Source organism: Serratia sp. TSA_198.1 (assembly GCF_052686505.1).
In genome coordinates this window covers 71,113-83,866 of sequence record NZ_JBQZFP010000002.1, presented here as the reverse complement: position 1 = coordinate 83,866, position 12,754 = coordinate 71,113, and the positions used below count along the sequence as shown (strand labels likewise).

The 12,754-nt window shown below is 56.4% G+C and carries 10 protein-coding genes; 6 read left to right on the top strand and 4 right to left on the bottom strand.

The window, feature by feature from the left end; genetic code table 11:
• Positions 1 to 490 precede the first annotated feature (490 nt).
• Together aas and lplT are read left to right on the top strand one after the other, a co-directional pair.
• Entirely contained in the window at positions 491 to 2,647 is a 2,157-nt protein-coding gene (aas, locus tag ACUTSW_RS11775; RefSeq protein WP_445584487.1) for a bifunctional acyl-ACP--phospholipid O-acyltransferase/long-chain-fatty-acid--ACP ligase, read from the top strand.
• Positions 2,644 to 3,840 (top strand): lysophospholipid transporter LplT, encoded by a 1,197-nt coding sequence (gene lplT, locus ACUTSW_RS11770; RefSeq protein ID WP_004952291.1) that lies wholly within the window; start codon positions 2,644 to 2,646, stop codon positions 3,838 to 3,840. Before aas ends, lplT begins: the two co-directional genes overlap by 4 nt.
• Positions 3,841 to 3,887: 47 nt before the next feature.
• On the opposite strand, the gene ACUTSW_RS11765 is transcribed toward lplT, so the two are convergent.
• From ACUTSW_RS11765 to mutH, 4 genes are all read right to left on the bottom strand, one after another.
• Positions 3,888 to 4,928, bottom strand: a complete 1,041-nt coding sequence (locus ACUTSW_RS11765; protein WP_445584486.1) for an NADP(H)-dependent aldo-keto reductase — start codon at positions 4,926 to 4,928, stop codon at positions 3,888 to 3,890.
• A 403-nt stretch (positions 4,929 to 5,331) separates the two neighbouring features.
• Positions 5,332 to 5,550, bottom strand: a complete 219-nt coding sequence (locus tag ACUTSW_RS11760; RefSeq protein WP_004952287.1) for a YgdI/YgdR family lipoprotein — start codon at positions 5,548 to 5,550, stop codon at positions 5,332 to 5,334.
• Between the two features lie 175 nt (positions 5,551 to 5,725).
• Entirely contained in the window at positions 5,726 to 6,442 is a 717-nt protein-coding gene (locus tag ACUTSW_RS11755; RefSeq protein ID WP_013814296.1) for a TerC family protein, read from the bottom strand.
• Between the two features lie 95 nt (positions 6,443 to 6,537).
• Positions 6,538 to 7,224 carry a DNA mismatch repair endonuclease MutH gene (mutH, locus tag ACUTSW_RS11750; protein ID WP_020439683.1) on the bottom strand — a complete coding sequence of 229 codons (687 nt, stop codon included), beginning with the start codon at positions 7,222 to 7,224 and terminating at the stop codon, positions 6,538 to 6,540.
• A gap of 696 nt (positions 7,225 to 7,920) precedes the next feature.
• Here mutH and rppH point away from each other — a divergent pair.
• The 4 genes from rppH (at position 7,921) to thyA (ending at position 12,563) form a co-directional block, all read left to right on the top strand.
• A complete protein-coding gene (gene rppH, locus ACUTSW_RS11745; RefSeq protein ID WP_004952284.1) occupies positions 7,921 to 8,448 on the top strand; it encodes an RNA pyrophosphohydrolase in 528 nt (175 codons plus the stop codon).
• Between the two features lie 12 nt (positions 8,449 to 8,460).
• A complete protein-coding gene (gene ptsP / locus ACUTSW_RS11740; protein WP_013814294.1) occupies positions 8,461 to 10,707 on the top strand; it encodes a phosphoenolpyruvate--protein phosphotransferase in 2,247 nt (748 codons plus the stop codon).
• A 181-nt stretch (positions 10,708 to 10,888) separates the two neighbouring features.
• Positions 10,889 to 11,761 (top strand): prolipoprotein diacylglyceryl transferase, encoded by an 873-nt coding sequence (gene lgt, locus ACUTSW_RS11735; RefSeq protein WP_004952282.1) that lies wholly within the window; start codon positions 10,889 to 10,891, stop codon positions 11,759 to 11,761.
• A gap of 7 nt (positions 11,762 to 11,768) precedes the next feature.
• On the top strand, positions 11,769 to 12,563 hold the full coding sequence (gene thyA / locus ACUTSW_RS11730) for a thymidylate synthase (RefSeq protein WP_004952281.1): 795 nt from the start codon (positions 11,769 to 11,771) through the stop codon (positions 12,561 to 12,563).
• Positions 12,564 to 12,754 lie beyond the last annotated feature (191 nt).

Below are 12,754 nucleotides of genomic sequence, written 5' to 3'. Positions count from 1 at the left end.
CCTAATGTTGCGATTGCCCGCTGGCTGGCTTTCGACGCAACGGGGTAAATTGAACGTCCCAGAGGTATTGATTGGTGAGTTTCAACAACTCGTGTGTTGAACCCATATTAATTGCACCAACCTACGCAGATGCGTAGGTTTTTTTTTGCCTGACGCCCTCCCAGCCCGCCTGCGCAGGATTCGATTTTGTCTCCTTCCGACCCCAGGATTGTTTAAGTTTCATTGAGTTATTTCCATAAAGTGCGGGAAATTTACAGCTGGTTGCATTTAGAGCAGAACTCTTGCGATTCGTCGGTAGTTTCTTGATCGGCATCTCTCTAGAGTAGGTGATCCCAGAGGTATTGATTGGTGAGAAATCAGCATGCTCTGTATGTTGAAGCCATTTTCACTTGCACCAACCTACGCGGATGCGTAGGTTTTTTTTTGCCTGCCGTATAGTATTCTTTTCCCTACAACTGTTTACGCTCATTTTGGCTAAAGGGAGAAGGGCATGATCCTTTCCGTGCTGCGCACGCTGTTCCGCCTGCTGTATCGAATTCGCGTTGAGGGCGACGCCCGGCACTTCGAACAGCCTAAGCTATTGATTACGCCCAATCATATCTCCTTCCTCGACGGCATATTGCTGGCGCTGTTTTTACCGATTAAACCGGTATTTGCGGTTTATGCCAGCATCGGCGATCGCTGGTTTATGCGTTGGTTGAAACCCTATATCGATCTGGTCTATCTCGACCCGACCAAACCGATGGCGATCAAACAGCTGGTGCGTATGATCGAACAGGGCCGGCCGATCGTGGTGTTCCCTGAAGGGCGTATCACCGTTACCGGTTCGCTGATGAAGGTTTATGACGGCGCCGCGTTTATCGCCGCCAAATCGGGCGCGACCCTGGTACCGGTACGGCTGGACGGCGCCGAGTTCAGCCCCTTTGGCCGCATGGCCGGCGTATTCAAGATCCGCTGGTTCCCGCAGATCAGCATCCGTATTTTACCGCCGACGTCTCTGCCGATGCCGGAAGCGCCGCGCGCCCGCGATCGTCGTGCATTGGCCGGTGACCGGCTGATGCAGATTATGATGAAGGCGCGGATGGACACTCGCGAGCCGCAAACCCTGTTCCGCGCCCTGCTGGCGGCTCAGCACCGCTATGGTCGCAACAAACCCTGCATCGAAGACATCTCCTTCAAGGAAGACAGCTACCGGCAACTGATCAAAAAATCGTTGGGCGTCAGCCGTATCCTGCAGCGCTTTACCGCCGAGGGTGAACATGTCGGCATGTTGTTGCCGAACGCCACCATCACCGTGGCGGCGATTTTCGGCGCCTCTGTGCGTAATCGCATTCCGGCGATGCTCAACTACACCGCCGGTTCCAACGGTTTGAAAAGCGCGATGACTGCCGCGACCATCAAAACCATCGTCACTTCGCGCCAGTTCCTGGAAAAGGGCAAACTGACACACTTGCCGGAGCAGGTGCCGGAGGCCAACTGGGTGTACCTGGAGGATCTTAAAGATACCCTGACCCTGGCAGACAAGCTGTGGATCCTGCGCCACCTGTTCCAGCCGGCGCACGCCATGTTGCCGCAACAGCCGGACGATGCCGCGTTGATCCTGTTTACCTCGGGGTCGGAAGGTAACCCAAAAGGCGTGGTGCATTCCCACGCCAGCCTGTTGGCCAACGTTGAACAGATCCGCACCATCGCCGATTTCACCCCGCGTGACCGTTTTATGTCATCGCTGCCGCTGTTCCATTCGTTCGGCCTGACGGTCGGGCTGCTGACCCCGCTGATGACCGGTAGCCGCATTTTCCTTTACCCCAGCCCGCTGCATTACCGCGTGGTGCCCGAACTGGTGTATGACCGCAACTGTACCGTGCTGTTTGGTACCGCCACCTTCCTCAATAACTACGCGCGCTTCGCCCATCCGTATGATTTCGCCCGCTTGCGTTACGTGGTGGCCGGCGCGGAAAAATTGGCGGACAGCACCAAACAGATTTATCAGGATAAATACGGCATCCGCATTCTGGAAGGCTATGGCGTAACCGAATGTGCGCCGGTGGTGTCGATCAACGTTCCGCTGGCGGCGAAGGTCGGCACCGTGGGCCGCATTATGCCGACGATGGAGGCGCGTCTGATGAAGGTACCGGGCATTGATAACGGTGGCCGCCTGCAGTTGAAAGGCCCGAATATCATGAAAGGTTATCTGCGGGTGGAACGCCCGGGAGAACTGGAACCGCCGGCGGCGGAAGATGAAAATGGCAATCTGCAACCGGGTTGGTACGACACCGGTGATATCGTCACGTTGGACGATCAGGGTTATTGCGTCATTCGCGGCCGGGTAAAGCGCTTTGCCAAGCTGGCCGGCGAAATGGTCTCGCTGGAGAGCGTGGAGTTGCTGGCGCAGCGCGTGGCGCCGGAAGGGCAGCATGCCGCCACGGTGAAAAGCGACAGCAGCAAGGGGGAAGCGCTGGTGCTGTTTACCACAGACGCAAGCATCACCCGAGAAGCCTTGCTGCGTGCTGCGCGCGAGTTGGGGAGCCCCGAACTGGCGGTGCCGCGTGATATTCGTCCGCTTAAAGCCTTGCCGGTACTCGGCAGTGGTAAACCGGACTTTGTAACCCTGCGTAAAATGGCCGAACAGCCGGAGAATGCCCGATGAACCCATCGTTGAATACCGACTCGCCTTTGCTCTCGCGCAGCATGATTGCCGTGATTTGCGCGCAGTTTTTGTCCGCCTTCGGCGACAATGCTTTGCTGTTCGCCACGCTGGCGCTGATCAAGCAGCAACTGTACCCCGACTGGAGCCAACCGATTTTGCAGATGGCGTTTGTCGCCACCTATATCATTTTGGCGCCCTTTGTCGGCCAGATCGCCGACAGTTTCGCCAAGGGGCGGGTGATGATGGTGGCGAATGGTCTGAAGCTGGCCGGCGCGCTGGTCATCTGTTTCGGGCTTAATCCCTTCCTCGGTTATACCTTGGTGGGCGTGGGAGCCGCCGCTTATTCCCCGGCCAAGTACGGCATTTTGGGTGAAATCACGCACGGCGAAAAGTTGGTCAAGGCCAACGGCCTGATGGAGGCCTCCACCATTGCCGCGATCCTGATTGGCTCGGTTGCCGGTGGTGTGCTGGCCGACTGGCACATTGTGGCGGCGTTGGCGGTCTGCGCGTTGGTGTATGCGGCGGCGGTGATCGCCAACCTGTACATTCCACGCCTGCCGGCGGCGCACCCGGCGGCTTCCTGGACGCCGCGCGCGATGACCCGCGCTTTCTTCAACGCATGTGTTGTGCTGTGGCGCGACGGTCAAACACGTTTTTCATTGATTGGCACCAGCCTGTTTTGGGGCGCCGGGGTGACGCTGCGTTTTCTGTTGGTGCTGTGGGTGCCGGTGGCGCTTGGCATCGCCGATAACGCCACGCCGACGCTGCTGAACGCCATGGTGGCGGTAGGGATTGTGATTGGTGCCGGGGCGGCTGCGCGCTTTGTCACGCTGGAAACGGTGAAACGCTGTATGCCGGCCGGGATCCTGATTGGTGTGGCGGTGGCAATCTTTGCGCTGCAAACCACCCTGTTTAATGCTTATGCGCTGCTGCTGACGATAGGCGTGCTGGGGGGCTTCTTTGTGGTGCCGCTGAACGCGCTGTTGCAGGAACGAGGAAAACGTTCGGTAGGCGCCGGCAATGCGATTGCAGTACAAAACCTGGGGGAGAATACCGCCATGTTGCTCATGCTGGGTCTGTACTCTCTGGCGGTGAAAGTGAGCGTGCCGGTGGTCGGTGTGGGGATTGGTTTTGGCGCGGTGTTTGCGCTGGCGATTACCGCGCTGTGGTTTTCACAGCGCGGCGCGAAATAACCGCAACGGACAGCTGTCGGGGCGCAACAAACTGCGCCCCGAGTTATTCATGGCGCGGGAATGGTAAAGCGGGTATGGATCTCTTCCAACCCCTGCAACACGTCTTCATCCAACACCAAGTCAAAGCTGTCGATGTTGGTTTTCAACTGTTCCAGCGTGGTGGCACCCAGCAGGGTGCTGGCCACGAACGGCTGCTGCCGTACGAACGCCAGTGCCATCTGCGAAGGATCCAGCCCGTGCTTTTTGGCTAACGCGACATACTCGGCAATCGCCAGTTGCGTTTGCGGTGCAGAATAGCGGTTAAAGCGGGTGAACAGCGTATTGCGCGCTCCGGCCGGCTTGGCGCCGTTCAGATACTTGCCGCTCAGGGTACCGAACGCCAGGCTGGAATAGGCCAGCAGTTCAACGCCCTCGTGCTGGCTGATCTCTGCCAGAGCGATCTCAAAGCTGCGGTTCAGCAGGCTGTAGGGGTTTTGAATCGAGACAATGCGCGGCAGCTCGTGTTTTTCAGCCAACTGCAGGTAGCGCATTACGCCCCACGGCGTTTCATTGGATACCCCGATATAGCGGATTTTACCGGCGCGAACCTGTTCGGTCAGCGCTTCCAGCGTTTCCAACAGGGTAACGGCGGCTTTATCGTCGGTGTATTGATAATTGAGTTTGCCGAAGTAGTTGGTTTGGCGCTGCGGCCAGTGCAACTGATAAAGATCGAGATAATCGGTGTTCAGCCGTTTCAGGCTTGCGTCCAGCGCGGCGCGGATATTTTTGCGGTCCAGCGCCTGTTGCGGCCGGATGCTGCTGTCGGTGCCGCGTACCGGCCCGGCGATTTTGCTGGCCAGCACTATTTTCTCACGGTTGCCACGCGCCTTGATCCAACTGCCAATGTACTGTTCGGTCAGCCCCTGGGTTTCAGGGCGGGGCGGTACCGGATACATTTCTGCGGTATCGATCAGGTTGACGCCAGCGGCTAATGCATAGTCGAGTTGCGCATGGGCATCGGCTTCACTGTTCTGTTCGCCAAAGGTCATGGTGCCCAGTCCCAGCACGCTCACTTCTAAAGAACTGTGGGGAATACGGTGGTATTGCATTAACGGCCTTCCTTTCAAGTTAGCGCTTACGGGCCTTTACGCCCGGTGAAACAGGAGTCTCATCACCTGCGAGACGGTGATATCGCCTTTCTCGACTATAAACCAAGCCGTGAAGATGGGGGAAGTGGATTCAGTGCGGAGGGAGGAGGCTATCGCGCGGAGAGGAGGCGATATCCCCGTCGTCTTTCAAGCTACATCTAAATAGCTGCGCCTAATCGTGCTACAGGTGAGGAGCATGCAGAGCGCCGACACACCGTGAATCCATCCATGGAGGCTCGTATCGCGCGTCCATGCGCTCAACGGTCGGCTAACCTGCATGCTCCCCACCCGTATCAAGCTTGGGGTGTAGCGGTATTAAACGCAGTTATTAGACGCCTGACTGTAACTTGATATAGTAGAGGGATTAACGTTCGATGACCTGCGAAACCTGATCGCCGTTGATTTGGCGGTTGTTGCCTTTTTCATCTTTATAGCTGATCAGGCCGGTATCCTGGTCGATCTCGGGTTTGCCCTGAGTCAGGATCATATTGCCGTCTTTGGTCGCCATCACGTAATCGCTGGAGCAGCCCGTCAGCCCGGCGGCGATCACCAACGCAGAAACTGCCATTACCCACTTTTTCATCCTGCCGATCCTCAATTATGTATGTATGCAGAAAAGAGTCTTCTTCCAAGATTAGCAAACTCTGGATACCTCGTGTTTCGGATAAGTCCTTATCTTGGTAAGAGAAAGTACGCAGAAGAGTTGAAGGAAGGATAAAAATGCAAACGGGAGCGGCTTTCGCACGCTCCCGTAGAGGTTACTCTGGGGCCTGGTTTTTCTTGCCGCGCATCAGGTTGAGCGCTTCGACGGACATCGAGAAGAACATCGCAAAGTAGATGTAACCTTTCGGAATATGTACCTGGAAGCTTTCCAGCATCAGCGTGAAGCCCACCAGAATCAGGAACGCCAGCGCCAGCATTTTCACTGAAGGATGGCGGTTAACGAACTCGCCGATCGGTCGGGCGGCAAACATCATTACCCCAACCGCAATCACCACCGCCGCCATCATGATAAACAGGTGATCGGACAGGCCTACCGCCGTAATCACCGAGTCCAGGCTGAAGATGATATCCAGTAACATAATCTGCACGATGGCGCCGAAGAAGCCGTTCACTTTCGTGTGGTGCTCTTCATCGGACCCTTCGATAGTTTCGTGGATCTCTTTGCTGGCTTTCCAGATCAGGAACAGCCCGCCGAGCAGCAGGATAAGATCGCGCGCCGAGATGCTGTGGTCCATCACCGTAAACAGCGGGTGGGTCAGGCGGATCACCCAGGCGATGGAAGCCAGCAGCCCCAGACGCATCAGCATGGCGCCGGCCAGACCGATACGGCGAGCCTTGTTCTGCTGCGCTTTCGGCAGTTTGGCCACCACCAGAGACAGGAAAATAATATTATCAATACCCAGAATGATCTCAAGAATGGTCAGCGTACCTAACGCTAACCAGGCATTGGGATCCATAATCCAATCGAACATTGCCAAGCCACACCTTAATAAAAAGCAAAGGCTGAATTATACGCGTTTATTGGTACGGCGACACTGTTAGCTAAACATGGCTTAAACAAAGAGGATCATATTAAGAAATGTCTTGCCAATAACGCGCCGGTGAAGCTTTTTTTCAAATAAAAACCGCGCGGCAGCGTGAGGATAGGCTGGCCCTGTTCGCCGATGGCCTCGGTTAACGCCTTGCTGTTGGCCGCTTTGGGCCGCAGTTGCAGTACCTCTCCGTGACGAGCGGTGATCCGCTCCACGTGGCCGAGCACGATCAGGTCCATCAGTTCCTCCCAATCCCGGCGCAGCATCTCTTCTTCAGCGGCGCTCGGGCTCCACAGTAGCGGTGATCCTATGCGCCGCTGCGCCAGCGGGATTTGTCGCTCGCCTTCTACCGGTATCCACAATACCCGCGCCAGCTTATGGCGTACATGACTGCTGGCCCAGGTAACGCCGCTGTTGCCGGTAAGCGGTGCTACACAGACGAAGGTGGTCTCCAGCGGCTTGCCGGCAGCGTCAATCGGGATGGTTTTCAACTCAATGCCCAGTTCGGGAAAATCCTGCTCCGGTTTGCTGCCCGCCATGGCGCCGAGGTACAGCTCCAGCAGCATGCCCACCCAACCTTTATCGCGTTTCAGATCCTTGGGGATCGGCAACTGGGCACGCGCGGCCAGTTCACCCAGGGTAAAGCCGGCAAGCTGCTGTGCTCGTTCAAACAGCTGCCGTTCGTTTTCCGGCGGAAGGGGAAGAGGGGATAAAAACGCCATAATGCAAGCCCGTCATATTTGATTGAAAAATGTACTGCATTTGTGCACAGCGAACATCGGCTGGAAAAGACACGGGAATAGACTAATAGCAGCATGATTTTTCATGACTTTTTTTCTTCCGTCGCGCAGGAAACAAATTCCCTCCGGCGCTTGTGCACCTGAAGCCACCGACAATAAACAGGATCTTACACCTATTTATCCACAGATTTATGGGATAACCCAAATTTTTCCCGATCACTGGTTCGATTTACAGCCTTGACGCGGGCATTTTTTTGCGAAATTGTCCGTTTTGTGCGTAACTCATACGGATAATCTGTGGATAAAAACGACGTTGGTGGATCTTTCGCCAGGGTAAGATCCTAACCGTGCACAGATCACATTTCCGCCCTGTTTATACCTGTTGATAATAATATATATTGTTGTTTTTATTGGAATAATATTGAATTGGTTTTAACGGTGTTTTTAGGCTCGTCAGAGTTGTACCAGCTTATCCCTTGAGTTCTTCACACACCTATCCACAGAAAAAGTGAATAAAACTGCCGTGAAATCGCCTCGCATGTTTATAACTTTGCCATTATCTGTGAGTTATCCCAATGTTATCCGGTTTACGGCGCTGCAAAGCAGTGGTTTACCGCCTGTAGCTTGTGTGAAACAATCAGTACATCTATGCGAAATTAAGCTTATCGAGGTAGTCCGGTGATCGATGATGATGGCTACCGCCCGAATGTTGGTATCGTAATCTGTAATCGTCAGGGGCAGGTCCTTTGGGCTCGCCGTTACGGTCAACACTCCTGGCAGTTTCCCCAAGGTGGGATTAACCCTGGCGAAACCGCAGAACAGGCAATGTACCGTGAGCTGTTCGAAGAAGTGGGGCTGAGCAAAAAGGATGTGCGCATCCTGGCCTCAACCCGCAACTGGTTGCGCTATAAATTGCCAAAACGTTTGGTGCGTTGGGACACAAAGCCGGTATGTATCGGCCAAAAGCAGAAATGGTTTTTGTTGCAGTTAATGTGCAATGACGCGGATATCAATATGCAACGCAGCAGCACGCCGGAGTTTGACGGCTGGCGCTGGGTGAGTTTTTGGTATCCGGTACGCCAGGTGGTGTCGTTCAAACGCGACGTTTACCGCCGGGTGATGAAAGAATTCGCCGTCACCGTGATGCCGATGCAGGAGCAGGCAACACAGCGGCAGCCCCCCGCCTATCGCCGGAAGAGAGGTTAAGTTAAGCCGACTATGCTCACGCGCTTGCGAGAAATTGTTGAGAAGGTGGCCGCGGCGGCCAGTCTGACAGATGCGCTGGATCTTTTGGTCAATGAAACCTGTCTGGCGATGGATACGGAAGTCTGCTCCATTTATCTGGCAGACAACGATCGCCGCTGCTACTACCTGATGGCGACGCGCGGGTTGAAAAAACCGCGCGGGCGCGCTATCGCGCTGGCATTTGATGAAGGCATCGTCGGGTTGGTCGGGCGCCGTGCAGAGCCGATAAACCTGGCGGATGCGCAGAGCCACCCCAGCTTCAAATACATACCTCAGGTGAAGGAGGATCGTTTCCGATCCTTCCTGGGCGTGCCGATTATTCATCGCCGCCAACTGCTGGGGGTGCTGGTGGTGCAGCAGCGTGAGCTGCGCCAGTTCGACGAAAGCGAAGAATCCTTCATGGTGACTCTGGCTACGCAAATGGCCGGGATCCTCTCGCAATCGCAGCTTAACGCCATTTTTGGCCAATATCGCCAGACCCGCATCCGAGCGCTGGCGGCATCCCCCGGCGTAGCGGTGGCGGAAGGTTGGCAGGACAGCAGCCAGCCGTCGCTCGATCAGGTTTACAAGGCCTCGACGCTCGATACCGTGAGCGAGCGGGAACGCCTGACGCAGGCGCTGGAAGAAGCGGGCGCGGAATTCCGCCGTTTCAGCAAGCGCTTTGCCGCCAGCTCGCAAAAAGAGAGCGCGGCGATTTTCGATCTGTATTCTCACCTGTTGAACGACGCCCGCCTCAAGCGCGAGCTGTTTGCCGAAATTGACGCCGGTTCCGTGGCGGAATGGGCGGTTAAACAGGTGATCGAGGTCTTTGCCGCCCAGTTCGCCAGCCTGCAAGACACCTATATGCGCGAGCGCGCCAGCGATTTGCGCGCGCTCGGCCAGCGCCTGCTATTCCACCTCGACGACACCACACAGGGCGCGACTCAGTGGCCGGCGCGTTTCGTGCTGGTGGCGGACGAACTGACTGCCACCCTGTTGGCTGAAATGCCGCAGGACAGGCTGGTCGGCGTGGTCGTACGCGACGGCGCCGCCAACTCCCATGCGGCGATTTTGGTGCGGGCGATGGGCGTGCCGACGGTGATGGGCGCGGATATCCAGCCTGCGCTGCTCAGCCAGCGGCTGCTGATTGTCGACGGTTATCGCGGCGAGCTGCTGGTCGACCCTGAACCGGTGCTGGTCCAGGAATACCAGCGGCTGATCAGCGAAGAACTTGAGTTAAGCAAACTGGCGGAAGACGACGTCGAGCAGCCGGCCCAGCTCAAAAGCGGTGAGCGGGTTCAGGTGATGCTGAACGCCGGCCTCAGCCCGGAACACGAGCAGCTCTTGGGCGGGCGAGTCGATGGCGTCGGTTTGTACCGAACCGAAATCCCTTTTATGTTGCAGAGCGGCTTCCCTTCGGAAGAAGAGCAGGTCGCGCAGTATCAGGGCATGTTGCAGCTCTATCCGAACAAACCGGTCACGCTGCGGACGCTGGATATCGGCGCCGATAAGCAGCTGCCTTATATGCCGATCAGCGAGGAAAATCCCTGCCTGGGTTGGCGCGGTATCCGCATCACCCTCGATCAGCCGGAAATATTCCTGATTCAGGTGCGCGCGATGCTGCGTGCCAATGCCGGGACCGGCAACCTGGGCATCCTGCTGCCGATGATCACCAGCCTGGAAGAGATCGACGAGGCCCGGCGGTTGATCGATAGAGCAGGGCGCGAAGTGGAAGAGGTGCTCGGATATGAAATCCCGAAACCCAAGCTTGGCGTAATGCTGGAAGTGCCGTCGATGATTTTCCTGATCCCCCATCTGGCCGGACGGGTTGAGTTTATTTCGGTTGGCACCAATGACCTGACCCAATACCTGCTGGCGGTGGATCGCAACAATACCCGCGTTGCGGCGCTGTACGACAGCCTGCATCCTTCAATGCTGCAAGTGCTTAAGCTGATCGTGGTTCAGGCCAACGCGGTCGGGCTGCAGGTGAGCCTGTGCGGTGAACTGGCCGGGGATCCGATGGGCGCGTTGCTGCTGGTGGGCATGGGCTATCGTAACTTAAGCATGAACGGGCGCAGTGTGGCGCGCATCAAATATCTGCTGCGGCATATTGAGCTGTCTGACGCCGAAGTGCTGGCGCAGCGGGTACTGGGCGCCCAGATGACGACCGAAGTGCGCCACCAGGTCGCGGCGTTTATGGAACGGCGCGGCATGGGCGGATTGATCCGCGGCGGCAAGTAAAGGCTGCTGCAGACTGATTTTTTTACAGAACTTTTCCCTGTCGGCCAGTCCGGAGGCGGTTAAGCTTATGCTATTATCCGCCTCCTCGACTGCGTTGAAAGCAACGAAAAAGAGTGTTTTAGCGCGTTTGGCACCTGCCGCCCCCGGTTGGGGAAGAATAATAGACATGTTGTGGTGATAGATGACCAATAGCTATCTGGCGTTTCCTAAATTTGATCCGGTGATTTTCTCTATCGGCCCGGTTTCTTTGCACTGGTATGGCCTGATGTACCTGGTTGGCTTTGTTTTTGCCATGTGGCTGGCGGTGCGCCGTGCCAACAAACCGGGCAGCGGCTGGACCAAGGATGAAGTGGAGAACCTGCTGTATGCCGGTTTCCTCGGTGTGTTCGTCGGTGGCCGCGTCGGTTATGTGCTGTTCTACAACCTGCCGCTGTTCCTGGATAATCCGCTTTACCTGTTTAAAGTCTGGGACGGTGGTATGTCGTTCCACGGCGGTCTGCTGGGTGTGATCCTGGTGATGTTCTGGTTCGCCCGCCGTACCAAGCGCACCTTCTTCCAGGTTTCCGATTTTATTGCTCCGCTGATCCCGTTTGGCCTGGGCGCCGGCCGTTTGGGTAACTTTATCAATGGCGAGCTGTGGGGCCGCGTGACCACAGATACGCCTTGGGCAATGCTGTTCCCCGGCTCGCGCGGCGAAGACGTCGCCATTGCCGCGGCCGATCCGCAGCTGTTGCCGCTGCTGAACCAGTACGGCGTGTTGCCGCGGCACCCGTCCCAGCTGTATGAACTGCTGCTGGAAGGCGTGGTGCTGTTTATCATTCTGAACCTGTTTATCCGCAAACCGCGGCCGATGGGGGCCGTATCCGGCCTGTTCCTGATTGGCTACGGCGCATTCCGCATTATCGTCGAGGCCTTCCGCCAGCCGGATGCTCAGCTTGGCCTGTTCGACGGCGTTGTCAGCATGGGGCAGATCCTGTCCGTCCCGATGGTGGTGGCCGGTATTATTATGATGATTTGGGCGTATCGTCGTCGCCCGCAGCAACAACTGTCGTGAGGAAAAAATGAAACAGTATCTGGATTTGATGAACAAAGTGCTCGCCGAGGGCACCCCTAAAGCCGACCGTACCGGCACTGGCACGCTGTCGATTTTCGGCCACCAGATGCGTTTCAATTTGCAGGAAGGCTTCCCGTTGGTGACCACCAAGAAGTGCCACCTGCGTTCCATCATCCATGAGTTGTTGTGGTTCCTGAACGGCGACACCAACGTGGCTTATCTGCGTGAAAACAACGTCAGCATTTGGGACGAGTGGGCAGATGAGCATGGCGATCTTGGCCCGGTGTACGGCAAGCAGTGGCGCGCATGGGGCGCTGCGGACGGGCGTCAGATAGACCAGTTGAGCAATGTGCTGAAACAACTGAAACAGGATCCGGATTCACGCCGTATTATAGTTTCAGCCTGGAACGTGGGTGAGCTGGATCAGATGGCGCTGGCACCGTGCCATGCGTTCTTCCAGTTCTACGTAGCGGACGGCAAACTCTCTTGCCAGCTGTATCAGCGTTCCTGCGACGTGTTCCTTGGCCTGCCGTTCAACATCGCCAGCTATGCGCTGTTGGTGCATATGATGGCGCAACAATGCGATCTCGAGGTCGGTGATTTTGTCTGGACCGGCGGTGACACCCATTTGTACAGCAATCATATGGAGCAGACCCGGTTGCAGCTAACCCGCGAACCGCGTGCGTTGCCGAAGCTGGTGATCAAGCGCAAACCGGCTTCGCTGTTCGATTATCGCTTTGAAGACTTTGAAATCGAAGGCTACGATCCGCATCCCGCCATCAAGGCGCCGGTTGCCATCTGACATCGGTCGCATAAGTTATCCCCAAGGGCGCACAGGTTGCGCCCTTGCTTTTTTCTCCCTCGGTCTTGGCCCTGTTTGCGCTCTGCTTCGCATTTTATTTTGGCCTGTTGCCTGTTGCATAGAAAGGTTGCGCAGAGCGCTTCAGCCTGAGTAAACCTCGCTTCCCCGTTTTGCCCCTTTGATTACACTGG

Excerpts from the sequence above, each read along its gene's own strand:
- ptsP (WP_013814294.1), top strand. The coding sequence starts at position 8,461 with ATGCTCACGCGCTTGCGAGAAATTGTTGAGAAGGTGGCCGCGGCGGCC.
- ACUTSW_RS11755 (WP_013814296.1), bottom strand. The coding sequence starts at position 6,442 with ATGTTCGATTGGATTATGGATCCCAATGCCTGGTTAGCGTTAGGTACG.
- mutH (WP_020439683.1), bottom strand. The coding sequence starts at position 7,224 with ATGGCGTTTTTATCCCCTCTTCCCCTTCCGCCGGAAAACGAACGGCAG.
- lplT (WP_004952291.1), top strand. The coding sequence starts at position 2,644 with ATGAACCCATCGTTGAATACCGACTCGCCTTTGCTCTCGCGCAGCATG.
- lgt (WP_004952282.1), top strand. The coding sequence starts at position 10,889 with ATGACCAATAGCTATCTGGCGTTTCCTAAATTTGATCCGGTGATTTTC.
- aas (WP_445584487.1), top strand. The coding sequence starts at position 491 with ATGATCCTTTCCGTGCTGCGCACGCTGTTCCGCCTGCTGTATCGAATT.
- ACUTSW_RS11760 (WP_004952287.1), bottom strand. The coding sequence starts at position 5,550 with ATGAAAAAGTGGGTAATGGCAGTTTCTGCGTTGGTGATCGCCGCCGGG.
- ACUTSW_RS11765 (WP_445584486.1), bottom strand. The coding sequence starts at position 4,928 with ATGCAATACCACCGTATTCCCCACAGTTCTTTAGAAGTGAGCGTGCTG.
- thyA (WP_004952281.1), top strand. The coding sequence starts at position 11,769 with ATGAAACAGTATCTGGATTTGATGAACAAAGTGCTCGCCGAGGGCACC.